We start from the raw sequence: 21,804 nt of genomic DNA, 5'->3' as shown, positions 1-21,804 counted from the left end.
CTCGCTATGGTGGGCACGAGCGCGGGCCCTGGGTAGTTCGCGGATCGGAGTCCTCATGTGGTGGACCAGGAAGCGATCGACGTCGCGTGAAGCGGCCGAGGCAGCCGCGGAGGCGGCAGCCGAGGCCGAAGAGGAGGCCGAGGCGAAGGCCGAGGCGGAGTCGCTCGCGACGATGTCGAAGCATCGCAACGCGTACATCCTCATGGGCATCGGCGGCGGTGCGCTCGCGGCGTTCGGCCTCGCCGCGATCTCCGGGATCTTCGCCCCGGTGTTCTTCGCCCTCGTGCTCACCATCTGCGTGCACCCCCTGCGCATCTGGCTCGAGAAGCGCGGCGTGCCGCGCGGCATCGCGACGGGCTCGGTGATCACGGCGGTGACGCTGCTGCTGCTCACGTTCGGCTACGCGGTGATCGTGGCGTTCGGGCAGTTCACCGAACTGCTCCCGCAGTTCGCGCCGCAGATCGCCGCATTCGGGCAGGACGTCGCCGACTGGCTGACCTCGCTCGGCATCAACTCGGCGGAGATCAGCGCGGCCGCCTCGAGCTTCGACCCGGCCACGCTCATCGGCTTCCTGGGCGGGATCGTCGGCGGGCTCACGGGGTGGATCACGATCCTCGTGATCATCTTCACGATGCTGCTGCTCATGGCCATGGACGCTGGGTTCATCCCCACCCTCTTCCGCCAGCTCTACCCTGCGCGGCCGCTCGTCGTGGGCTCCCTCGTGGCCTATGGCCACAACGTGCGCCGCTACATGGTGGTCACCACCGTGCTCGGCCTGGCCCAGGGCTTCGTCAACTGGATCGCCCTGGTGATCCTGCAGGTGCCGGGCGCGTTCATCTGGGGCCTGCTGGCGTTCATCTGCTCGTTCATCCCGAACGTCGGCTACTTCCTCGCGATCATCCCGCCGATCATCTTCGGCGGGCTCGTGGGCGGATGGCCGACCGTGATCGCGGTCATCGTCGTCTACGGGCTCATCAACGCCGTCATCCAGTCGATCATCCAGCCGCGCGTCGTCGGCAAGGCGGTGTCGCTCAGCCAGACGATCACCTTCTTCTCGGTGCTGTTCTGGGCGGTCGTGATCGGCCCGATCGGCGCCATCCTCGCGATCCCGCTGACGCTGCTCGTGCGACTGCTGCTCGTCGACACGAACCCGCAGATGAGCTGGATCCGTCCGATGATCGGGGAGCTCGACGAGACGAAGGCGATCATGGCCCAGTTCGACGCCGAGGCGAAGGCCGCGCGCAAGGCGCGCAAGGCCGCAGGGAAGGCCGCGGCCGGCCGGACCGGTGGTGGTGGCGGAGTCGAGGGCACTCCCGAACCGGCGACGGGCGCGCCAGCGGGCGCCGCGACGGGCACCACGACCTAGAGCAGGATCTCGCCGGGCTGCTCGACGAGCCGCCACCCCACCGCGGTGACGGTCGCCGGCAGCCGGTCGGCAGCGACGAGCTCGGGCATCGCGAGCCGCGTGAGCGCGGCGATGTCGGCGATGGGCACTTGGAACGTGCGGAACGGCCCGAGTGGCGGCGCCTCCCCGGGCACGGGCTCGCGCACCGCGCCGGTGTCGACGAGCGGCGCCTGGTCGACGACGAAGCCGATCGCGGCCAGGCCGCCCCCGTCTGAATCGGCGCCGGTGCTCCACGCCGCGATCTTCCAGAACCGCAGGGGCACGCGGATGCCGCGATACGGCGGATCGCCGGCGCCGAGCACCGGTGCGGTGAAGACGCTGAGCCGCTGGCGATGCACCCGGGCGTGCTCGAGCACGTGGTCTTCGAGCCCGAGCCACAGCTCCGTGGACTGGTTGAAGCCCGACGCCTGCGGTGCCGCGTTCGTGTACCGGAACGTGTCGCCGTTCGCGCGCGCGGCGACCTCTGGGCTGCCCCACACCGGATCGCGCCGGCGCACGAGGTGACCCCGGTCGAGGTCGTTGTCGGCGTACACCAGTGGGCCGGCCTGCCAGTCGGCCGGGATGCGCTCGTCGAACTGCCAGCGGTCGCCGCGCTCGAGCTCGACGAGCAGCGCCCCGTCGACGTTGACGCCGGTGACCCGTGCGAAGCGGCGGACGGAATCGAGCACCACGGTGAAGTGCACGTAGTCGAGTTCGACGGCGGCCGCGGCATCCGCCTCGTCGACTCGCGGCATGGGTGCCGCCACCCCCAGGAACCGCGCGTCGAAGCCCATGTCCCCACTCGACCACGACCCGCCGACACCCCGCAATCCGTTCACCTGCGGGGTGTGGACGGCGGACCGACCCGCGGGCAGAATGAGCCCGGGCGGGCCGCGGGCGCCCGCGACGGGGGGATGCGCAGATGACCGACTCGACGCGGAGCAGGAACGACCGGCGGGGACCGGCCGATCCGGCCTTCCCGTACGACGACCGACGCGACTTCGACGACGCGACGCGGGGGCGCATCGCGACGCTCGAGCCGGGCGTGATCCGAGGCGCGGCGGGCGACGTGGTGTACGACATCGACTCGTTCGGGTTCCTGAGCGGCGAGGGATCTCCGACGGTGCATCCGAGCCTCTGGCGGCAGTCGAAGCTGGTCTCGATGCAGGGGCTCTTCGAAGTGGTCGACGGCATCTACCAGGTGCGCAACTTCGACCTCTCGAACATCACGTTCGTCGAGGGCGACACCGGCGTGATCGTCATCGACCCGCTCATCTCGACCGAGCCGGCTGCGGCGGCGCTCGCGCTGTACCGGGAGCACCGCGGCGAGCGCCCGGTGGTCGCCGTCATCTACACCCACTCGCACATCGACCACTTCGGCGGCGTCAAGGGCGTCGTCACCCAGGAGGAGGTGGACGCGGGCGTGCCGGTGATCGCGCCGGAGGGATTCCTCGAGCATGCGATCTCCGAGAACGTCTACGCCGGCACGGCGATGGGCCGACGCGCCGCGTACATGTACGGGGCCGCCCTCCCACGGGGTGAGCGCGGCAGCGTGGGGGCCGGCCTGGGCCAGTCCACGTCGTCCGGCACGGTCACGCTCATCGCGCCCACCGTGTACATCACCCGCACGGGCGAGGAACTCACGATCGACGGCGTGCGCATCGTCTTCCAGATGGCGCCCGGAACCGAGGCGCCCGCCGAGATGCACTTCTACTTCCCCGACCGCAGGGCGCTCTGCATGGCGGAGAACGCGACGCACACCCTGCACAACCTGCTCACGCTCCGCGGGGCCGTGGTGCGCGATCCGCATGCCTGGGCCGGGTACCTGACCGAGGCCATCGAGCGGTTCGGCGGCGAGGCCGAGGTCGCGTTCGCGTCCCATCACTGGCCCACCTGGGGCACCGATCGCGTCGTCGAGTTCCTCTCGACGCAGCGCGACCTCTACGCCTACCTGCACGACCAGACGCTGCGGCTGATGAACCAGGGTCACACGGGAACCGAGATCGCCGAGCTGATCGAGCTCCCGCCGGCCATCGAGGCGGCCTGGCACACCCACGGCTACTACGGCTCGATCAGCCACAACGTGAAGGCGATCTACCAGCGCTACATGGGCTGGTACGACGGCAACCCGTCGCACCTCTGGCAGCACACCCCCGTCGAGGCGGGAAAGCGGTACGTCGAGTTCATGGGCGGCGCCGACGCCGTCGTCGAGAAGGCGCGCGGCTCGTTCGAGGCGGGCGACCTGCGCTGGGCGGCGCAGGTGCTCGACCATGTCGTGTTCGCCGAGCCCGACCACGAGGGCGCCAGGGCGCTGCTCGCCGACGTGCTCGAGCAGCTCGGCTTCGGCAGCGAGAACGGCACGTGGCGAAGCGCATTCCTCTCCGGCTCGATGGAGCTCCGGGGCGCCGCATTCGGCACCCCCACGAGCCCGGCAGCGGCCGACATCCTCGGCCAGCTGACTCCCGAGCTGTTCTTCGACGCCGTCGCCGTGCAGGTGAACGGCCCGAAGGCGTGGGACCTCGACGTCGCGACGAGGTGGACCTTCCCCGACCACGACGGCGCGACCTACCGCGTGACCCTGAGGAACGGCGTGCTCAGCTCCGTGCGCGACGGGCGTGGCGACGTCGCGCTGACGCTCACGGTGCCGAAGTCGGCGCTCGGACCGCTCGCGATGCAGGACGTGACGGCGGCACTGGACGCGGGCCTCCAGCTCGATGGCGACGCGAGCGTGCTCGGGGATGTGCTCGGCGTGCTCGACCCCGGCGACCCGAACTTCAATATCGTGACGCCCTGAGCGGGCGGAGTGATCGATGCCGCGGCGCCGACGTCGCGGCATCCGCCACGCGTCGGTCAGACCAGGATGTCCGCGGTCGACTGGAGCGGCCGCCACCCGGTGACCGATCGAGGCAGGTGCTCGGCGTCGATCAGCTCGGGCATCGTGAGCCCGGTCAGCTCCGCGATGTCGCGGATCCGCACCTGGAAGGTCCGGAAGGGTCCGAGGGGCGGTGGTGCGCCGAGCGCCCGCGGGAGCTCGTCGACGTCGACGAGCGGCGACTGGTCGACCACGAAGCCCGTCGTCGCGAGCCCCTCACCGGTGTTCCACGCCGCGATCTTCCAGAACTTCAACGGGATCCGGATGCCGCGGTACGGCGGATCATCGTCGGTCAGCACCGGGCCGGTGAACACGCTGAGCTTGAGCTCGTGCACGCGCGCATGCTCGAGCACGTGGTCCTCCAGGCCCAGCCACAGCTCGCGCGACTGGTTGAACCCCGAGGCCTGCGGGGCCGCGTTGGTGAACATGAACGTGTCGGTGTTCGCCCGCGCCGCGACCGCCGGCTCGCCCCAGACCGGGTCGTTCCGGCGCACGAGATGCCCGCGGTCGAGGTCGTTGTCGGCGTAGATCTCCGGCCCCGCCTGCAGCTCGGGTGGGATGCGCTCGTCGAACACCCAGCGATCGTCGCGCGGCACCTTCACCAGCCGCGCCCCGTCGATGTTCACCGCGGTGACCCCGGCGAAGCGCCTGACCGTGTCGAGCATGACCGTGAAGTGCTCGTAGGCGAGCTGCACGGATGCCGCGGCCTGCGCGTCGCCCATCCGCGGCATCATCGCCGCCACCCCGAGGAACTCGGGGTCGAAGCCCGTGGCCTCGCGCGCCTCGCTCGGCGGCGGCGCCGCATCGGCGACGGTCGGTGCCGTCGTTCCCTCGTCCGGTTCCATGATGTCCCTCCGAATCGGACCCCACATCGATGAGGGTTCCTCGACTCAGGTGTACTCCATGCCGGGCGAGGCGGCATCAGGGACTTCCCCGACGAGGATTCCGCGCTCGTCAGCGCGCTCTCCAACGGCATCGCGCACGACGTGCGGCGATCGCGGCCACTTTCCTGCGTGGAGCTCCTTCGTCACGCATGAAACCTGCATTCCGCGAAGACTCCACTGCGCGATTTTGCGGACGAACCGGTCGGTGTGCGACCCTGCTCTGGGCCCGTCGCCGCCAGGCGGGCTCGAGAGGAAGATCGATGAACGCCCAGGACGCATCCGCGGCACGCGCGACGAACGGCGCCGACCCCACGCGCATGCACGCCGTCTCCGCCGAGACCACCGACCTCGTCGACCTCGTGCTCGACTACTCGCGGCGACGGATGCTCGCTCGCGACACTCCGCTCGACAAGCCGGTCTCGGAGTTCGAACTCGATCGCCTCGCCGGTCGGGCGATCGGCGAGGCCGGCATCGGGGCCGCACGCGCGCTCGCGCTGTTCGAGCACGTGCTCGCCCCCGCCTGCATCACCACCGACCACCCGCAGTACCTGTCGTTCATCCCCACCGCGCCGACCAAGGCGGCGACGGCCTTCGACCTCGTCGTGTCCGCGAGCGCGGTGTACGGCGGGTCCTGGCTCGAGGGGGCCGGCGCGGTCTACGCCGAGAACGAGGTGCTGGCCTGGCTCGCCGGCGAGTTCGGGCTCCCGGCCACCGCGGGCGGCGTGTTCGTGCAGGGCGGCACGCTCGGCAACCTCTCGGCGCTGGTCGCGGCGCGCGAGCACGCGCGGTTCGTGCTGCGCACGGCGGGCACGGATGCCCCGGGCCGCTGGAAGGTCGTGTGCAGCGCCGAGGCGCACTCGTCGATCGCCTCGGCCTCGCGCGTGATGGACGTCGACGTCGTGCCGGTCGCCCCCGGCGACGACGGGATGCTGCGCGGCGACGCCGTGCGGGCCGCACTCGAGGAGCACGGGGCATCCGTCTTCGCGGTCGTCGCCACCGCCGGCTCGACCAACTTCGGCATCGTCGACGACGTGGACTCGATCGCCGCCCTCAAGGAGGAGTTCGACTTCTGGCTGCACGTCGACGGCGCCTACGGGCTCGCCGCCATGCTGTCGCCGCTCGCGCGCGACCGGTTCGCCGGCGTGGAGCATGCCGATTCGGTGATCGTCGACCCGCACAAGTGGCTGTTCGCGCCGTTCGACGCCTGCGCACTCATCTACCGCGACCCCGAGACCGGTCGCCGCGCGCACACGCAGCATGCCGAGTACCTCGACACCCTCACCGAGACGAGCGAGTGGAGCCCGTCGGACTACGCGGCGCACCTCACGCGACGTGCCCGCGGCCTGCCGCTGTGGTTCTCGCTCGCGACGTACGGCGGCGGCGCCTATCGTGCGGCGATCACGAGCTCGATCCGGCTGGCGCAGGACATCGCCCGTGAGATCGAGTCCCGCGACGGCCTCCGGCTCGTGCGCGACCCGCAACTGTCGGTCGTGGTGTTCGAGCGCGAGGGCTGGTCGCGGGAGGACTACGGCGCGTGGTCCGCGCGCCTGCTCGACGACCAGCGCGCGTTCGTGACGCCGAGCTCGCACGCCGGCCGCCCGAACACGCGCTTCGCGATCGTGAACCCCACGACCACGTTCGACCAGCTGGCGGGCATCCTCGACACGATGTGACTTGCTTCCCCTCCGATCGGCGAGGAGCCTTGAAGGAGGAGGTGACGGCACCCGGACGGGCGCGGATCGAGGCACCGTCCGGACGCGAAGCGAGATGAACGAGACGCGCCCACTCGCCGGCCGGAACGTCGTGGTCACCGGAGGCACCGGGGGGATCGGGAACGCCAGTGCCGCGGGACTCGCCACCCTCGGGGCGCGGGTCGCCATCGTCGGTCGGGATCGAGCGCGAGCGGAAGCCGCCGCCGAGGAGCTTCGCCGCCGGTCGTCGAATGACGAGATCGACGTCTTCGAGGCCGACCTCTCCGTTCAGGCGCAGGTGCGCCGACTCGCCGCCGACCTGCAGGAGCGCTACCCGCGCCTCGACGTGCTGGTCAACAACGTGGGCGGCTTCTGGGCGCATCGCCACGTCACCGAGGACGGGCTCGAACTGACGTTCGCACTCAACCACCTCGCGCCGTTCCTGCTCACCAGCCTCCTGATCGACCGGATGCGGGCGCAGGAGCGTGCTCGGATCGTGAACGTCACGTCCAGCGCGGAGTCGCTCGGCAGGATCGACTTCGACGACCTGCAGGGGGCCGAGCGCTACTCGGGTCAGCGCGCCTACAACCAGTCCAAGCTCGCCAACGTGCTCTTCACCTACGAGCTCGCGCGTCGCCTGAGCGGAACGGGTGTCACCGCGAACGTGGTGCACCCCGGCGTCACGCGCACCGCCTTCGGCGCGGAGGACCAGATGCGGTTGTTCGCGGCGACGGGTGGCATCGCGCGTCCGTTCATGCGCTCCCCCGAACGCGGCGCGGACACGGTCGTCTGGGCGGCCTCGTCGCCCGAGCTCGACGGCGTGACGGGCGGGTACTTCCATGATCGCCGCCCCAAGCGCTCGTCACCGCGTTCGCACGACGAGGCGACGGCGAAGCGCCTGTGGCAGGTCAGCGAGGAGTTGACCGGAGCCGCCTGGTGACGCCCGGATGTCGCGGACCTCGGCGCGCGCCGCGGCGGCATCCGTCGTCATCGACGGATGCGGGCGCGCTCAGGTCATGCGGCCAGGTCGCCTGCAGGTGCTCCGAGCTCGACACCGGGCTGATAGAGCGTGCACAGGATCACGCGGTCGCCCCAGTTCCACGAGTCCTCCACGGGGGCCCAGTACGTGTACGAGAACTCGGAGTCGTCCCACCGCTCGCCGATGTACGGTTCGAATGCCGAACGGCACTCGTCCTCCGCGACGCGCATGATGCGGTCGTCGCCGGGGAACTCGGCGCCCTCGAGGATGCGGTACTCGTGGTACACCTCCTCGATGTGCGGGCCGTCGCAGGGGAGGAGTACCACGAGCCCCGTCTCGTAGTCGAACTCGCCGATGCAGTCCCCGACACGGAGCGCCTGCACGCTCACCCGGACCCGCCCGTCGTCGACCGGGGCCGGGCCCGCGCCGGGTCCGGCGGGTTCGACGGTCGAGGGGGCGTCGGTTGGCTCCGCGGCCGGAGTCCCCAGGAGTTCACGCGCGCCGCCGCGAAGGCGCTCGAGGCCGTCTGCGAAGGGAGCGACGGAGCATCCGGTCAGCACCCCCGCGACGACGACGGCCGCGACGAGGGCGATGGCGCGGCGGCGGACTGCTCTGACAGGTGGCAACGGCGGCTCCTCGCTCGATGATGGGCGGTCGCTGCGACCGGTCAGAGCATCATACGGCTCCGAGGTACCCGGGCATGCTCCCGTTTATTGAACTTTTCGGTTCAGTGTTATACACTGAACCACATGGTTCAGCAACAGGCACTCGATCGGGCGTTCGCCGCCCTCGCCGACGAGACCCGCCGCGCCATCCTGACCCGCCTGGGCGAGGGGCCGGCCACGATCACCGAGCTCGCGACGCCATCGGGCATGACGCTCACCGGCATCCGCAAGCACGTGGACGTGCTCGAGGCCGCGGGCCTCGTCACCACCGAGAAGGTCGGCCGCGTGCGGCAGGTCCAGCTCGGCACCGAGCGTTTGGACGACGCCATGGCGTGGATCAGCTATTACCAGCGACTCTGGGAGCGTCGCCTCGACGGCCTCCAGGTCTACTTCACTCTCAGGAAGGGAACGGAATCATGAGCGAGATCGACACGAGCGAGACCATCGGGCTGCGGCTGACGCGAGAGCTCCCCGCGACGCCCGAGGAGGTCTTCGACGCGTACACCGACGCCGAGAAGCAGAAGATCTGGTTCTCGATCCTCGACGAGGAGCCCGGCGTCGTCGAGATCGAGGTCGACCTGCGGGTCGGCGGTAAGCAGGTCGCCGTGTGGGGGCCGAACCGCGACACGCTGTTCCGCGAGGAGCAGACGTTCGTCGAGATCGACCGCCCGCACCGGCTCGTGACCGAATCGACGGGCAGCGACCCGAGCGGGCAGACCATGTCGACGCACGTCGTCGTCACCTTCGAGCCCAGCGACGTGGGAACGCTCGTGACCGTCGAGCAGACCGGCTTCCCGACCCCCGAGGTGCGCGACTTCTTCTCGACCATGGTCTGGGTCGGCGCGCTCGACCGCATCGAGGCGTTCCTCACGCGCGCATGACCGTGTGCGCGGCGGCCCGACACGGCTCGCCGCGCACGCGGTTTCGGGCGTCAGCCCTGCAGCACGAGCGAGTGGTTCACGCTCGTGGTCGGAACCAGGAGCATCCGCAGTCCCTTCGGGCTGCTGTCGGTGCTGGACGTGCGCCAGCACCAGTCGAACGCCCTGACCGGCAGGTTCGTGACGAACGGGCCGGCCCACTGCATGCCGGCGTCGTTCTCGGCGTACCAGAAGTACTTCGCGCCGTTCGACGCGCCCCCGCGGATGGTCGCGCGCCCGCCGGGCCCGATCTGCCACCACCCCTTCTTCGCCCAGTTGTCGCCGTCGCAGTTCGGGGAGTGATAGGCCAGCGCCACGTACATCGTCGAGGCCGTTCCGTTGTGGACGTAGATGGCCATGTCAGTCCCCCTCGCCGACGCTGCGCGGATTGGGGATCGTGTCGGCCTGCTCCGCCCCTGCCGGGGCGGACGCGAGGAGCCCCGGGCGATGGACCTCGCCCGTCGCCTCCGATCCCTGCTCGGATCGAGCGGTGGTCGGACTCTCGGCGTCGGACTCGGGCGGCGGGGCCAGCGTCGCGACCTCGTCCGCGGTGAGTGGACGTGAGAGCTCTGATCGGTCGTTCATGCGTTCCTCCATTCGGATGGTGCGTCCGACGGTGGTGGACACGCGAGGCGCCCCGCAATCGCCGGCTCGGCACGATGGCGAGCTGGAGCGCGTCGTCTCGACGGGTGCACGGCAGAACCGACGGCCGACGCTCCCCCACGCGAGCCGACCAGGCTAGCCCCCCAACACGGCGCAATATAGTGCTCCGCCGAGAGGCGGTCAAGAGCGGATCGGGTCCGTTCCCACCGACGCCGTGGCGATGTGACCCGCGAGCGCGCTGGTGGGCGCCACCGCGGCCAGGGCGGCGGCTCCGTCGAGCGGATGCGCCTCGCCGATCCGGATCTCCGCCGACGGCACGCCCTCGAGCACCGCGGCCGTGAACGCGGACGTCAGTTCGGCACCGCCGAACACGCCGCCGACGGCACGGACCCGGGGTGCGGTGGCCTCGGCCTCGCCGACGCGTCGAAGCCCGGCGATCACGGATGCCGCGAGCTCGCGCCCCGCCGCCGACACGATCACCCGGGCGACCGCATCGCCCGCGCCCGCCGCGTCGGCGACGTGCCTCGCATACGCGGCGATGCGCCCGACGCGACCCGGATCCGACTGCAGCTCGATGTACGCGTGCTCCAGGTCGGGGAACTCGCCCAGCGCGATCGCGGTGAGCGCCGTGGCGTCGCCCCGCCCGTCGTGGGCGCGCATCACTGCGTCGAGGCCGGCGCGTCCGAGCCAATAGCCGCTCCCCGCGTCCCCGAGGAGGTAGCCCCACCCGTCGACCCGCGCCAGCTCGGTGCGTCCGACCGCGAGGGTGACCACGCCCGTGCCCGAGGCGACCACGGCGCCGCGGTCGTCGCCGAGCGCGCCGAGGTAGGCCGTGATCGAGTCGTGCGCGAGGTGCACCGCTCGAACGCCGTGCTGGGCGGTGGCGGCGAGCAGGTACCCGGGGTCGGCCTCGTCGGACGTGAGGCCCGAGACGCCCAGCCCGACCTCGTCGAACGACCGGCCGGCCTCGACCGCGTCCTCCATGACCCGGGCGAGCTGCGGCAGGAGCGGCAGGTCGGTGCGGATGCCCGGACCGGCCCACTCGCTGGCGCCCGCGGCATCCGCGTGGCGCACCTTGATTCCCGACTGGCCCGCATCGATCGCGAGCCGCCCGCCGTCCGTCACATCGTCCTCCAGCCGGCCGAGGCCCTGGCGTCATGCTAACCCAGCGCGTGCAGGGCCCCGCTCGTATGCTGGAGCCGAGCGCTGCGCTGCGCGCCGGGAGGGGGCCGAGATGAGCGACGAGGCCACGGGGCTGCGGCCTCCGAAGCGGGTGATCGTCGTCGTGGTGCTCGCCTACATCTCGGGGGTCTTCGACATCGTCGCCGGCGTCGTGCTCATCCTGCTCCGCTACGACGACTCGGTCCGCGCCTCGGGCAACGCGTTCCCCGTGACGCTCTGGGGCGCGGGCATGATCCTCATCGGACTCCTGACGATCGCCATGGCGTCGGGCCTGACCCGTGGGCGCAACATCGCGCGCATCTTCGTGACGGCGCTCGTGGCGCTGTCGACCATCGTCGACCTCATCGACATCATCGCCGCGCCGGGCGACGGGGGCGCCTGGTGGTCGTTCGGCATCGGCGCGGTCGTGACCGCGCTCATCATCCTCGCGCTGTGGGCGGGACGGTCGGCCGAGTTCTTCCGCCGCGCTCGGACGCTTCCTGCTGCCTGACGGCGGCGGCGAGCGCGGGCGCCGGCACGAACGTCATGCGCGCGACCGCGCGCCGGTGCACGAAGCGCACCACCTCGATGCCGGCGATCGCGACGAGCGACGATCCGATCACGAGCAGCGCGGTCGTCAGCGACGGGTCGGTGAACTGCAGGAAGTCCGAGATCAGCGGGACCGAGTAGACGAGCACCAGTCCGATCATCATCGAGCCGATGATCAGGATCTTCCAGCCGTCGATCGGCCGTGAGAGCACGATGAGCACCCAGAGGCCGACGATCGTGAGGATCATCGTCGACCCGGTGCGCAGCTCGTCCTGCGGGATCCCGGCGTCGGTCGCCATGCGGCTGTAGAGCGCCAGTACCAGCGCGATGATGATTCCGGCGGGGATCGCGAAGCTGAGGGAGCGCCGCAGGAAGCCCGGCACGTAGCGCCGGCGGTTCGGCATGAGCGCGAGGAAGAACGCCGGCAGGCCGATCGTGAGCCCGTCGACGACCGAGAGCTGGCGCGGGAGGAACGGGAACGGCAGCAGCATGACGCCGAACAGCACCGCGAGTGCGGTGGCGTAGGCGGTCTTCGTGAGGAACAGCATCGAGACGCGCTCGATGTTGGCGATGACCTGCCGCCCCTCGGCCACGACGCCGGGCAGCTGCGAGAACCGGCCGTCGAGCAGCACGAGCCGGGCCACGGCCTTGGTCGCCGCGGAGCCCGAGTCCATGGCGATGCCGATGTCGGCCTCCTTGATCGCCAGCGCGTCGTTGACGCCGTCGCCGGTCATCGCGACGGTGTGGCCCCTCCGCTGCAGGGCGGTGACGATGTCCTTCTTCTGCGACGGCGTCACCCGGCCGAAGACGACGTGCTCCTCGAGCGCCTCGCCGAGCTCGTCGAGGTCGACGGGCAGTTCGCGCGCGTCGAATCCCGACGGGGCGTCGACGCCCACCTCACGCGCGATCGCCGCGACGGTCTGCGGGTTGTCGCCCGAGATGATGCGCACGGCCACGCCCTGCTCGGCGAAGTACTCGAGGGTCTCCTTCGCGTCGGGGCGCACGCTCTCGCGGAAGGTCAGCAGGGCCACGGCGGTGAGCGACCCGGGCAGGCGCTCGGCGTCGGCGCGCTCCTGCGTGAGCTCCTCGGGGCTGTGGGCGAGCACGAGCGTGCGCCGGCCGGTCGCCGCGAGCTCGGCCGCTCGGTCGCGGAGGTCGACCGCGGCATCCGAGGCGTCGACGGATGCCGCGAAGACCATCTCGGGGCCGCCGAGCACCCAGGTGCCGGCACCCGCGAACCCGACCGCGCTCCACTTGCGCGCCGACGAGAAGGCGATGCGCGCCTCGGGCTGGAGCACGCGCTGCACGGGATACGGCTCGACCAGGCACCGGGCCGTCGCATTCGCCTCGGGCTCGGCGCCGTACCATGCGAGCACGTCGGTCCATCCGTCGGGCGGCGTGGCGACGAGGGCGTGCGAATCGTCGAACACGATGTCGCCCTCGGTGAGGGTGCCCGTCTTGTCGAGGCAGATGAGGTCGACCCGCGCGAGGCCCTCGACGGCGGGCAGCTCCTGCACGAGCACCTTGCGGTTGGCCAGCTTCACGGCACCGACCGCGAACGTGATGCTCGTCATGAGCACGAGCCCGAGCGGGATCATCGCGACGACCGAGGCGATCGTCGCCACCGCGGCGTCCTGCCACGAGCCGTCCTCGATCGCCTTCGGCCATCCCCCGGCGGCGACCATCTGCGCGTTCAGCACCAGCAGGCTGACCGGCCCGATGATCCACGCCACCCAGCCGAGCACCCGGTTGATCGAGCTGCGCAACTCGGATGCCACGAGCGAGAACTGCTTGGCCTCGCTCGAGAGCCTGTTCGCGAACGAGTCCGCACCGACCTTGTCGACGACCGCGGTGCCGCCTCCGCCGATCACGATCGACCCCGACAGCACGGCATCGCCGGGCGCCTTGTCGACCGGATCGGATTCGCCCGTGAGCATGGACTCGTCGAGCTGCAACCGTTCGGACGACGCCACCGAGGCATCCGCCCCGACCTGATCGCCCGCGCGCAGCACGAGCGTGTCGCCCAGCACCACCTCGGCGATGGCGATGTCCGTTTCGGCGCCGTCGCGGAGCACACGCGCCTGCGGCGCGTGCATGAGCGCGAGCTTGTCGAGCGAGCGCTTCGCCCGGAACTCCTGCACCGAGCCGATGATCGTGTTCGCGATGGCGCTCACGCCGAACAGCGCGTCCTGCCAGCGCCCGATGAGCAGCAGTACGAGGAAGCACGCCGCGATGATGCCGTTGAAGAGCGTGAAGACATTGGCGCGGATGATGCTCCACGCGCTTCGGCTCGTGGGACTCTCGAACGCGTTGGTCTCGCCGCGCGCGATGCGCTCCGCGACCTCGGCCGTGGTCAGGCCGGTGGCACTCGCGACGCTCGCCCCCATGCGGTCATCCCACCACACAAGGGGGTGAGGGCGACAGCATCGCGGGAGAGTCCGCCGTTCGGGGCCGGGAATGCGGCGGCCCTCGACCTCGCTGGAACGACGAGGTCGAGGGCCGGCGGTGCCGGTGCCGCGAACCGGGACGCGCGGGCCGGTCAGGCGGAGCGCGCCGGGTCGCAGCCGGGCGTCAGAGCAGGGCTTCCTGCCACTCGATGAGGTCGCCGATCTTGGCGACCAGGACGTCGTCCTGGATGCCGTGCGCCTTCGCCCGGGCCTGCTGCAGCGTGGCGACCGCCGCCGCGTGGTCGCCGGCGGTCGCCGACTCCTCCGCTTCGGCGAGGTACGCGGCGATGTCGGCGCCGAGGTGCGTGTTCTTCACCGACGCGGGGATGCCCGCGAGGATCTCGTCGACCTCGGTGAAGGTGACGCAGTCGCCGCCGCCGGTCACGACGCCCGCGGTCCACTCGATCCCGGCCAGGATGTGCTCGAGGAAGAGCGGGTCCGCCCACGAGGCATCCGTGTGCCCGGCCCCCTCGTACCAGGAGCGCCCGCCCTCGAAGTTCTGGCACCAGGCGATCGGGTGGTCGGCGCCCATCGCGCCGCTGCCCGGGTTGTAGGTGGATTCGTCGAGGGTGATCAGGACGTGGACGTCCTCACGCGGGTTGGTCGTGAAGTTGTACCACTCGTCGAACCGCACCCACTCGGCCGGCAGCATCTCGGTGGAGGGGTGGCCCGGGCTCTCGACGCGCATCGTGGCGGTCTGCTGCGCGGGGTGGTTGCGGAATCGCGCTCCGCCGCCGGTGAGCTCGCTGTACCACGGGACGGTGTGCATCGAGTCGGTCGCGGCATGCAGGCCGACGTATCCGCCGCCGTCGTGGATGTAGCCCTGGAACGCCGCGAGCTCGGCGTCGTTCAGCAGCCGAGGCCGGTTGGGGTCGAGGTTGTTCGTCCCGTCGACGGGCGAGGCGAAGATGATGGAGGCGTATTGCGAGAGGTCCTCCGCCGAGGTGAACGGCGTCGTGGGCAGCGTGAGGCTCGGCTGCCGCGAGTCCCACACGTCGACGGTGAATCCGTTCTCCACTCCCAGCGCCTTGACGGCGAGGGTCGTGTCGTCGATGTGCGAGTGGCGGAACCCGAGGGTCTGGCCCACCACGAGCACCTTGTACTCGTCGGCGCTCCCGGCAGTGCTCTCGGCGAAGGCGGGTGCTGCGCTCAGCCCCAGAGTGGCGGTGATGCCGATGGCGCAGACCCCGGTCATCACGCGACGGACGCGTTGCTTCATTGGTCGTTCTCCCCTTCGAGTTGGACCGTACGGAGGCCGCCTGCCACACCTTCGTGAATATGTTGCCGCAGACGACATATGTTCGGAATCCGACACTAATGCTGCCGACATCCGTATGTCAATGAGTCGTGGATCCTTACCTGCACTGCGGACGCACATCTTTTGCACGTCGGCAGGAGAAACCACGCGGCGAGCATGACGGTGGCGGCATCCGGGCCCTCGCGTTATCGTGGCCGCGCGTTCGGCTCGACGACGAGGAGGATCACGATGGTGCTCAGGTACGAGCGACCGGATGACGCGACCGACGACCTGGACTGGAACGACCAGGTCGAGGGCGCCACGATCGGGTCGCAGGTGTCGCTGATCTTCGTGTACTCGTCGCGTGACGGCGCGGGACCGCGCCTTCACCAGCACCCGTACACGGAGACGTTCGTCGTGCGTCACGGCCGCGCGCTGTTCACCGTCGCCGAGGAGCGGATCGAGGCGGTCGGCGGCCAGGTGCTCGTCGTTCCCGCGCTCACGCCGCACAAGTTCGCCGTGATCGGCGGCGACCCGTTCGTGTCCACGAACATCCACGCGAACCCGACGTTCGAGACGGAGTGGCTCGAGTAGCCGGGGAGTCGCGGCCGACCCCGGCGGCGGGCGCGGCGCAGGAGTAGCCTGTGCCCAATTCCCCCTGACGACGAGGACGGGAGGGATCATGGCCGGGAAGAAGCTGCGCTGCCGCCTGGGCGTGCACAAGTGGGTGCTGCACCACGAGCCCGAGTCCGGCACCCGGTTCTACCAGTGCGCCCATTGCGGAAAGGACCGGTCGCCCGACGGCGCGCTGCCGCCGATCGGCATGGGCTGAGCCACGGCGGCGGCGACCGGCCGGATTCCCCGCCAGACTGAGCGGGTGACCGATCACGTCTTCATCGCCGGGCCCGCGTCGTGGAACCGGATCGTGCTGCTCGACCGCCTGCCCGAGCCCGTGCCGCACATGCAGTTCGCGCTCGACGAGTACGAGACGCTCGGCGCGACCTCGGCCGGCAAGGCGCTCGGGCTCGTCGGCCTGGGCCGCCCCACGGTCCTGCATGCACTCATCGGGGGTGACGTCGAGGGTGAACGCGTGCGCTCGCTGCTCACCGAAGCGGGCATCGAGTTGATCGAGGGCGACGGCGGCACCACCGAGCGGCACCTCAACCTCATGACCCGGGCAGGCGAACGCGTCTCGCTGTACGTCGCGACGCCCCGGCCGCTCGAACCGGGTCCGGCCACCGCGGCCGTCGCCTCGATGGCGGATGCCGCGGCGATCGTGCTCGACCTCGCACCCGTCGCGCTCGACCTCATCGAGGCGGCGCGCGCCACCGGCCGCCCGATCTGGACCGACATCCACGACTACGACGGCGAGGCCGAATTCCACCGCCCGTTCATCGACGCGGCCGACGTGATCTTCATGAACGCCGACCGCATCGGCGACGACCCGTTCCCGTTCATGGAGGGCTGCATCGAGGGCGGCGCGTCACTCGTCGTGTGCACCCTCGGAGCCGACGGCGCCGTCGCGATCGACGAGCGGATGACGCGGCACCTGGTCGCGGCGGAGCCCGCCGAGGTGCGCGACACGAACGGCGCGGGCGACGCGTTCATGGCGGGCGTGCTCGACGCGACGCTGGCGGGGTCGCCGCTGCCCGCCGCACTGCGCGCCGGGGCGCGGCACGCGGCATCCGTGCTGGGCACCCGGCACCTCCACCCGCGGTTGGACGTGCTGCTCGGCGACTGATGGCGAGCGGCCGCCCGTCGCGGCATCATGGGTCGATGGACGACGGGGAGCGACGGCGACGCCCGATCCCGAGCGATCGCCGCGGCGACCTGCTCGCGGGTGCGCGTGACGAGGCGGCTCGCCGACGCCCGGCCGACCTGCTCACCCGGTGGTCGACGGATGCCACGGTCGGCCCGAGTCCCGTCGACCTCCGCACCAGCGTGGCCTTCGACGCGCTCGCCCTCGACGCCGCCGAGGCCTACGAGGGCGTGCTGCTCTCACCCGTGACGCCGCTCGGATCGACCTCGGTCCTCGCGCCCACCTCCCAGGACCGCGCCCTCTCGACGATCCGCGCCTCCGAGGTCGTATCCGATCCGACGAACGTGCTGGCCCTCGAGTGCGGTCGGCGCCTGCGCGCGGATCCGACCGCACATGTGCGGTTGTGCACCACCCATCAGGTGCTGCGGATGCAACCGGCGGGGAACGAGCCCGGACGCACCCTGCACTTCCGCCTGTTCGTGCTGGCCGACGCGGGACCCGGCCTCGCCGACGACGGGTTCGAGGTCGCGGCCGTGGTCTCCCAGCTCGAGGCCCATCGACGGATCCTCGACTTGGCCGGGCGCACTCGCGACGTGCACTGGAACCGCCCGGCGGCGATCGTGCGCTCCGACGGCACGTCCCCCGCCCTGCTGGAGCGGGTGCTCACGGCGATCGGCTCGGCGCAGCCCGACGTCGACGTGCGCACCGAACCGCTCGTGTCGGACTACTACCACGGACTTCGGGTCGGGTACGGGGTGCACACCGCGAACGGCGACTTCGCCGAGATCGTGGACCTGGGCCTCTTCGACTGGGTGGCGCAGCTCACGAGCAATCGGCGCCATCGGTTCGTCGCGAGCGCGATCGGCATCCAGCTGCTGGCGATGCTGTTCACCGACGCGTGACGGCCGTCGCGGCGTGAAACGCTACGCCGGGCGCACGTTCGCGTTGTCGCGGAACACGTTGCCGGGGTCGACCTGCGCCTTGATCGCGCGCAGCCGCGCGAGCGTCGCGGGCGGGAACGCGGCCTCCACCTGCTCGTCGCCCTGCTCGGTTTCGAAGCTCAGGTAGGCGCCGTCGAGGTGCGGGCCGATGAGCTCTCGCCACCGCTCCGAGGTGCGCTGCCGGCTCGACCCGAACGCGACGACGCTGAATTCCGACGAGCGATGCGCGAAGGCCATCGCCTCCGCCGGCACGTCGTGGACGGCGCCGCCGACCGCTCGCAATTGGAAGAAATACGTCGCCCCGCTGTCGAGGAACCGCGCCGCGTCGCGGGCGAACTCGGGGGTGATCCGGCCGATGAGGCCCGACCGTGCGGTCGGATCCCCCTCTGCGGCGTGCGCGGCGTCGTCGGAGTTCGAGATCACCGTGCGGTAGCTCGTGATGCGTACGTCCTGCCCGATGAGCGGCGCGGCCTCCGCGAGCGGCTGCAGCCGTGCGAGCACGGTCTCGGGGTCGTCGGAGTCGACGACGGCCATGACCTGCGCGACGCGCGGCTCGCCCGGTCGGGCGCCGCCCATGATGAGGAAGCTCGTGAGATCGCGCGGCGCATCGACCACCCAGTCCCCCCACGCCCGCAGGAACCCCGCGGCGTCGCTCGCATCGAACGCGAGCTGTGCGAATCCCACATCGCCCACCTCGTCCACCTCGAACTCGAACGCGGTGACGATGCCCACGTTCGCACCGGCGCCCCGAACGGCCCAGAAGAGCTCCGGATGCCGCGTGGCATCCGCTCGCACGATGCGACCGTCCGCGAGCACCAGCTCGACGGCGCGCACGTGGTCGATCGTGAGCCCGTGCTCGCGCACCAACCACCCGATGCCGCCCGCGGTCGCGAGGCCGCCGACGCCGACGCCGCCGTAGTCGCCCGAGCTCAGCGCCCAGCCATGCGGCGCGAGGAACGCGGCGACGTCCTTCCAGCGGGCCCCCGCGCCGATGCGCACGAGTCGCCGCGACGCGTCGAGCACCTCCATCGCGTCGAGCCGGCCGAGGTCGATGACGATGCCGCCGTCGTTCGTGGACCGTCCACTGATGCCGTGGCCGCCGCTGCGCACGCCGAGCGGCACGGTGGGGTTGGCGCGGGCGAACGCGATCGCCTCCGCGACCTCCTCGGCATCGCCCGGGCGCAGCACGAGCCCGGGCGACCCGCCTCGCAGATACGTGGACCTCACGCGGACGTAGCCGGCGTCGCCGGGCTCGACCGCGTTCGCCGCGAGCGACACGGGCAGCGCGTCGTAGTCGATGCCCGCGCGGCGCTTCGCGCGCACCGCAGTGCTGCGACCGACCCAGGTGGCCTCGGCGACCGTCGCGGCATCCGCGTGCCTGAGCTCGTGCGCGACGGCCTCGCGGAGGGCGGGGGCGACCTCGGCGGCGAACCGCTGCATCGTGGCAGGGTCGTCGCTCGCGAGGATGAACGTGCCGATGCCGTCGTCGACCACGTACGGCAGCAGCTGCTCGACCCACTGGGCGGCCGGCCCGTCGAGGAAGCCTCCGCCGCCGCCCGACGAGAATCGGCCGCCGATGTTCACGAGGCGGCGGATCTCGCGCGGATCGCGTCCGGCGGCGAGCGCCGACTCGTCGATCGTGCGGTTGCCCGCGGCGAGGTCGCCGGGCTTCAGGTACGCCAGCGACGGCAGCCACCCGTCGCCCTTGCGACCGATGAGCCGCAGCATCCGGGGCTTGAGCGCGCCGATCCAGATGGGGATGTCGTGCGCTGGAGCGGGTCCGCGCTTCGCGCCGCTGACGTGGTAGTAACCGCCGTCGACCTCGAAGCGGGTGCGCTCGCCCTGGTCCCAGACCCCGCGGATGACGTCGATCGCCTCCGAGAGGGCGTCGACGGCCTGCCCGGGCGTGAGCCGTCGTCCGCCCATGGCGTCGATCGCGTCCCAGAATCCGCCTGCGCCGAGCCCGAGCTCGAAGCGGCCGCCGCTGAGCAGGTCGAGGCTGGCGGCGGCCCGTGCGAGCACCGCGGGCGGGCGCAACGGCAGGTTGGCGACGTTGGCTGCGAGGTGGATGCGCTCGGTGCGCGCGGCGACCCAGGTGAGCAGCGTCGACGTGTCGTGGAATCGCGGCTGGTACGGGTGGTCCTGGAACGTGACGAGGTCGTAGCCGGATGCGTCGGCCAGTTCGGCGAGGCGCACGGCCGCCTGCGGCGGGTCGTTCGTCGGGGTGATGAAGGTGCCGAACTGCAGCTCGTGGCCGTAGTGCATCCTGCTCCGATCGGGTCATGCGAATGGATGCCTCCATGCTCGCCCAGCGCGATCGGGAATGCACGGAGGGGGTAAGTCGCTTACTCCGAGTGAGTGATGGAGGTCTCATGGGTGCACGCCCGAACGAACGACTCGAGGAACTCGGGCACATCGACGAGGCGGCCTGCCGCCGGTTCCAGTCCACCGTCGAGTTCGCCGGCCGCAAGTGGAACGCGGCCATCCTGCTCGCCGGCGTGCGCGGCGCACGGCGCTTCTCGGAGTACCGTGCCGCGGTCACGGGCATCTCCGACCGCCTGCTCGCCGCCCGCCTGCGCGAGCTCGAGGCCGAGGGGCTGATGGAGCGGCACGTGCGCGCGACCACGCCCGTGGCGATCAGCTACACCCCCAGCACCGACGGCCTGCGACTGATCGAACTGCTCCAGCCGCTCACCGAGTGGGGACTCGAGCACGCCGAGCCCATCGAGCGGCGGGCATCGTGACGCCGCCGCCGAGGCGCACACCCGCTCAGATCGCGCGGTGGTCGACGAACGACATGCGGGGACCCCGGCGCGGACGACCGCGCACGCCCGCCGCGCCGAGCAGGCGCACCACGCGGTAGCGATGCCCCGCCCACGGCGCCATCGCCACGAGCATCTCGTCGTCGGTCATGTCGCGGCCCCAGAGCGCGTGGCCCAGGTAGTTCGACAGGTGGTAGTCGCCCACCGAGAGCGCATCGGCGTCGCCGAGCGCGCGCTGGGCGACCTCGGCGGCGGTCCACGCGCCGACGCCCGGCATGAGCGTGAGGCGGGCCGCGGCATCCGAGGGGCTCATGGCGACCGCCTCCTCGAGGCGGGCCGCGTAGCGCGCGGCGTTCACGATCGTGCGGGCGCGTCGCGGGTCGACGCCGGCGGTGTGCCACTCCCACGTCGGGATCGACGCCCACCGCTCGGGCGACGGGGCCACCCGCATCTTCCGCGGCGTGGGGCCGGGTGCCGCGTCGCCGAAGCGCCAGACGAGCCGCCGCCACGAGTCATGGGCCTGCAGCGTGATGACCTTCTGCTCGAGGATGGCCGGCGCGAGCGCCTCGAAGACCCGGCCGGTGCGCGGGATGCGCAGGCCGGGGTTGCGTCGGTGGGCGTCGTCGAGCAGTCGGATGCCGGGCTCGAAGTCGCCCGGATCGTCGCGTTCGCCGAGCAGCTCGGGTGCCGAGGCGACGCCCGATCGGGCGCCCGGCCCCCAGCCCTCGCAGCGCAGCTCGTCGGAGGCGGGCTGGGTGTAGCGCAGGGTCGCGACGCCCTCGTCGGTGCGCGTGGTGCGCCACACCGCCCCGCGCTCGTCGCGGTGGTACGTGGGATCGCCGCCCCCACGCCGGAGCGCACCGATGGTCTGCAGCAGGTCGGTCGGATGCCGCGGGCTCCAGGTCAGCGCATGCTCGGCGATCACGGCTCCAGTGTGCACCACCCGCCTGACA

Annotated in this window: 22 protein-coding genes; 12 read left to right on the top strand and 10 right to left on the bottom strand. The window is 71.4% G+C overall.

Annotated features, from left to right (window positions below; genetic code table 11):
• The first annotated feature begins 55 nt into the window (after positions 1-55).
• Entirely contained in the window at positions 56-1,366 is a 1,311-nt protein-coding gene (locus tag EV187_RS17640) for an AI-2E family transporter (protein ID WP_242609690.1), read from the top strand.
• Here EV187_RS17640 and EV187_RS17635 read toward each other — a convergent pair.
• Positions 1,363-2,178: a DNA/RNA non-specific endonuclease gene (locus EV187_RS17635; RefSeq protein WP_130354374.1), complete on the bottom strand. Its 816-nt coding sequence runs from the start codon at positions 2,176-2,178 to the stop codon at positions 1,363-1,365. The genes EV187_RS17640 and EV187_RS17635 overlap by 4 nt on opposite strands.
• A 128-nt stretch (positions 2,179-2,306) precedes the next feature.
• Here EV187_RS17635 and EV187_RS17630 point away from each other — a divergent pair, with 128 nt between their 5' ends.
• Positions 2,307-4,178, top strand: a complete 1,872-nt coding sequence (locus EV187_RS17630) for an alkyl/aryl-sulfatase (RefSeq protein ID WP_130354373.1) — start codon at positions 2,307-2,309, stop codon at positions 4,176-4,178.
• A 56-nt stretch (positions 4,179-4,234) separates the two neighbouring features.
• On the opposite strand, the gene EV187_RS17625 is transcribed toward EV187_RS17630, so the two are convergent.
• Positions 4,235-5,101, bottom strand: coding sequence for a DNA/RNA non-specific endonuclease (locus EV187_RS17625; RefSeq protein ID WP_242609689.1), 867 nt, complete (start codon positions 5,099-5,101; stop codon positions 4,235-4,237).
• A 299-nt stretch (positions 5,102-5,400) separates the two neighbouring features.
• On the opposite strand from EV187_RS17625, the gene EV187_RS17620 reads away from it, so the two are divergent.
• Together EV187_RS17620 and EV187_RS17615 are read left to right on the top strand one after the other, a co-directional pair.
• The gene (locus EV187_RS17620) at positions 5,401-6,813 is read left to right on the top strand and encodes a pyridoxal phosphate-dependent decarboxylase family protein (RefSeq protein ID WP_130354372.1); all 1,413 of its coding nucleotides are present in this window, start codon (positions 5,401-5,403) and stop codon (positions 6,811-6,813) included.
• Between the two features lie 94 nt (positions 6,814-6,907).
• Complete coding sequence (locus EV187_RS17615) at positions 6,908-7,771, top strand: SDR family oxidoreductase (RefSeq protein ID WP_130354371.1); 864 nt, start codon at positions 6,908-6,910, stop codon at positions 7,769-7,771.
• Between the two features lie 74 nt (positions 7,772-7,845).
• Here EV187_RS17615 and EV187_RS17610 read toward each other — a convergent pair whose 3' ends face one another.
• Positions 7,846-8,436, bottom strand: coding sequence for a septum formation family protein (locus tag EV187_RS17610; protein WP_165391262.1), 591 nt, complete (start codon positions 8,434-8,436; stop codon positions 7,846-7,848).
• A gap of 123 nt (positions 8,437-8,559) precedes the next feature.
• Between EV187_RS17610 and EV187_RS17605 the strand changes: the two genes are divergently transcribed.
• Both EV187_RS17605 and EV187_RS17600 read left to right on the top strand, forming a co-directional pair.
• Positions 8,560-8,895, top strand: coding sequence for an ArsR/SmtB family transcription factor (locus EV187_RS17605; RefSeq protein WP_130354369.1), 336 nt, complete (start codon positions 8,560-8,562; stop codon positions 8,893-8,895).
• A complete protein-coding gene (locus tag EV187_RS17600) occupies positions 8,892-9,356 on the top strand; it encodes an SRPBCC family protein (RefSeq protein WP_130354368.1) in 465 nt (154 codons plus the stop codon). The genes EV187_RS17605 and EV187_RS17600 overlap by 4 nt, the downstream gene beginning before the upstream one ends.
• A 50-nt stretch (positions 9,357-9,406) precedes the next feature.
• On the opposite strand, the gene EV187_RS17595 is transcribed toward EV187_RS17600, so the two are convergent.
• The 3 genes from EV187_RS17595 to EV187_RS17585 all read right to left on the bottom strand — a co-directional run bounded on the left by EV187_RS17595 (position 9,407) and on the right by EV187_RS17585 (position 11,120).
• Positions 9,407-9,751, bottom strand: a complete 345-nt coding sequence (locus tag EV187_RS17595; RefSeq protein ID WP_130354367.1) for a DUF1036 domain-containing protein — start codon at positions 9,749-9,751, stop codon at positions 9,407-9,409.
• Between the two features lies 1 nt (position 9,752).
• A complete protein-coding gene (locus tag EV187_RS17590; RefSeq protein ID WP_130354366.1) occupies positions 9,753-9,977 on the bottom strand; it encodes a hypothetical protein in 225 nt (74 codons plus the stop codon).
• Positions 9,978-10,175: 198 nt separating this feature from the next.
• Entirely contained in the window at positions 10,176-11,120 is a 945-nt protein-coding gene (locus EV187_RS17585) for an N-acetylglucosamine kinase (RefSeq protein ID WP_130354365.1), read from the bottom strand.
• A 109-nt stretch (positions 11,121-11,229) separates the two neighbouring features.
• Between EV187_RS17585 and EV187_RS17580 the strand changes: the two genes are divergently transcribed.
• A complete protein-coding gene (locus EV187_RS17580; RefSeq protein ID WP_130354364.1) occupies positions 11,230-11,667 on the top strand; it encodes a DUF7144 family membrane protein in 438 nt (145 codons plus the stop codon).
• Here the strand turns inward: EV187_RS17580 and EV187_RS17575 are convergent.
• Together EV187_RS17575 and EV187_RS17570 are read right to left on the bottom strand one after the other, a co-directional pair.
• Positions 11,597-14,092: an HAD-IC family P-type ATPase gene (locus EV187_RS17575; protein ID WP_130354363.1), complete on the bottom strand. Its 2,496-nt coding sequence runs from the start codon at positions 14,090-14,092 to the stop codon at positions 11,597-11,599. The two genes, EV187_RS17580 and EV187_RS17575, sit on opposite strands and share 71 nt — an antisense overlap.
• A gap of 184 nt (positions 14,093-14,276) precedes the next feature.
• Positions 14,277-15,371 carry a ThuA domain-containing protein gene (locus tag EV187_RS17570; RefSeq protein WP_165391261.1) on the bottom strand — a complete coding sequence of 365 codons (1,095 nt, stop codon included), beginning with the start codon at positions 15,369-15,371 and terminating at the stop codon, positions 14,277-14,279.
• A gap of 267 nt (positions 15,372-15,638) precedes the next feature.
• On the opposite strand from EV187_RS17570, the gene EV187_RS17565 reads away from it, so the two are divergent.
• From EV187_RS17565 to EV187_RS17555, 4 genes are all read left to right on the top strand, one after another.
• Positions 15,639-15,983 (top strand): cupin domain-containing protein, encoded by a 345-nt coding sequence (locus EV187_RS17565; RefSeq protein WP_130354361.1) that lies wholly within the window; start codon positions 15,639-15,641, stop codon positions 15,981-15,983.
• Between the two features lie 88 nt (positions 15,984-16,071).
• On the top strand, positions 16,072-16,221 hold the full coding sequence (locus EV187_RS18465; protein ID WP_165391260.1) for a hypothetical protein: 150 nt from the start codon (positions 16,072-16,074) through the stop codon (positions 16,219-16,221).
• A gap of 45 nt (positions 16,222-16,266) precedes the next feature.
• Positions 16,267-17,130 (top strand): carbohydrate kinase family protein, encoded by an 864-nt coding sequence (locus EV187_RS17560; RefSeq protein ID WP_242609688.1) that lies wholly within the window; start codon positions 16,267-16,269, stop codon positions 17,128-17,130.
• 35 nt (positions 17,131-17,165) lie between these two features.
• Positions 17,166-18,050, top strand: coding sequence for a hypothetical protein (locus EV187_RS17555; protein WP_130354360.1), 885 nt, complete (start codon positions 17,166-17,168; stop codon positions 18,048-18,050).
• 21 nt (positions 18,051-18,071) lie between these two features.
• On the opposite strand, the gene EV187_RS17550 is transcribed toward EV187_RS17555, so the two are convergent.
• On the bottom strand, positions 18,072-20,354 hold the full coding sequence (locus EV187_RS17550) for an LLM class flavin-dependent oxidoreductase (RefSeq protein ID WP_130354359.1): 2,283 nt from the start codon (positions 20,352-20,354) through the stop codon (positions 18,072-18,074).
• A gap of 107 nt (positions 20,355-20,461) precedes the next feature.
• Here EV187_RS17550 and EV187_RS17545 point away from each other — a divergent pair, with 107 nt between their 5' ends.
• Entirely contained in the window at positions 20,462-20,833 is a 372-nt protein-coding gene (locus EV187_RS17545) for a winged helix-turn-helix transcriptional regulator (RefSeq protein ID WP_130354358.1), read from the top strand.
• Positions 20,834-20,858: 25 nt separating this feature from the next.
• On the opposite strand, the gene EV187_RS17540 is transcribed toward EV187_RS17545, so the two are convergent.
• On the bottom strand, positions 20,859-21,776 hold the full coding sequence (locus EV187_RS17540; RefSeq protein ID WP_242609687.1) for a DNA-3-methyladenine glycosylase family protein: 918 nt from the start codon (positions 21,774-21,776) through the stop codon (positions 20,859-20,861).
• Between the last annotated feature and the right edge of the window lie 28 nt (positions 21,777-21,804).

It is taken from the genome of Agromyces ramosus (assembly GCF_004216665.1).
Taxonomy (GTDB): Bacteria; Actinomycetota; Actinomycetes; order Actinomycetales; family Microbacteriaceae; genus Agromyces; species Agromyces ramosus.
This window is presented reverse-complemented; position numbering and strand designations above follow the sequence as displayed.

What these genes read in the sequence shown, in the direction of transcription:
- EV187_RS17550 (WP_130354359.1), bottom strand. Translation starts at nt 20,354, where the DNA reads ATGCACTACGGCCACGAGCTGCAGTTCGGCACCTTCATCACCCCGACG.
- EV187_RS17590 (WP_130354366.1), bottom strand. Translation starts at nt 9,977, where the DNA reads ATGAACGACCGATCAGAGCTCTCACGTCCACTCACCGCGGACGAGGTC.
- EV187_RS17595 (WP_130354367.1), bottom strand. Translation starts at nt 9,751, where the DNA reads ATGGCCATCTACGTCCACAACGGAACGGCCTCGACGATGTACGTGGCG.
- EV187_RS17640 (WP_242609690.1), top strand. Translation starts at nt 56, where the DNA reads ATGTGGTGGACCAGGAAGCGATCGACGTCGCGTGAAGCGGCCGAGGCA.
- EV187_RS17575 (WP_130354363.1), bottom strand. Translation starts at nt 14,092, where the DNA reads ATGGGGGCGAGCGTCGCGAGTGCCACCGGCCTGACCACGGCCGAGGTC.
- EV187_RS17545 (WP_130354358.1), top strand. Translation starts at nt 20,462, where the DNA reads ATGGGTGCACGCCCGAACGAACGACTCGAGGAACTCGGGCACATCGAC.
- EV187_RS17605 (WP_130354369.1), top strand. Translation starts at nt 8,560, where the DNA reads ATGGTTCAGCAACAGGCACTCGATCGGGCGTTCGCCGCCCTCGCCGAC.
- EV187_RS17565 (WP_130354361.1), top strand. Translation starts at nt 15,639, where the DNA reads ATGGTGCTCAGGTACGAGCGACCGGATGACGCGACCGACGACCTGGAC.
- EV187_RS17615 (WP_130354371.1), top strand. Translation starts at nt 6,908, where the DNA reads ATGAACGAGACGCGCCCACTCGCCGGCCGGAACGTCGTGGTCACCGGA.
- EV187_RS17580 (WP_130354364.1), top strand. Translation starts at nt 11,230, where the DNA reads ATGAGCGACGAGGCCACGGGGCTGCGGCCTCCGAAGCGGGTGATCGTC.
- EV187_RS17600 (WP_130354368.1), top strand. Translation starts at nt 8,892, where the DNA reads ATGAGCGAGATCGACACGAGCGAGACCATCGGGCTGCGGCTGACGCGA.
- EV187_RS17555 (WP_130354360.1), top strand. Translation starts at nt 17,166, where the DNA reads ATGGACGACGGGGAGCGACGGCGACGCCCGATCCCGAGCGATCGCCGC.
- EV187_RS17620 (WP_130354372.1), top strand. Translation starts at nt 5,401, where the DNA reads ATGAACGCCCAGGACGCATCCGCGGCACGCGCGACGAACGGCGCCGAC.
- EV187_RS17630 (WP_130354373.1), top strand. Translation starts at nt 2,307, where the DNA reads ATGACCGACTCGACGCGGAGCAGGAACGACCGGCGGGGACCGGCCGAT.
- EV187_RS18465 (WP_165391260.1), top strand. Translation starts at nt 16,072, where the DNA reads ATGGCCGGGAAGAAGCTGCGCTGCCGCCTGGGCGTGCACAAGTGGGTG.
- EV187_RS17570 (WP_165391261.1), bottom strand. Translation starts at nt 15,371, where the DNA reads ATGAAGCAACGCGTCCGTCGCGTGATGACCGGGGTCTGCGCCATCGGC.
- EV187_RS17625 (WP_242609689.1), bottom strand. Translation starts at nt 5,101, where the DNA reads ATGGAACCGGACGAGGGAACGACGGCACCGACCGTCGCCGATGCGGCG.
- EV187_RS17635 (WP_130354374.1), bottom strand. Translation starts at nt 2,178, where the DNA reads ATGGGCTTCGACGCGCGGTTCCTGGGGGTGGCGGCACCCATGCCGCGA.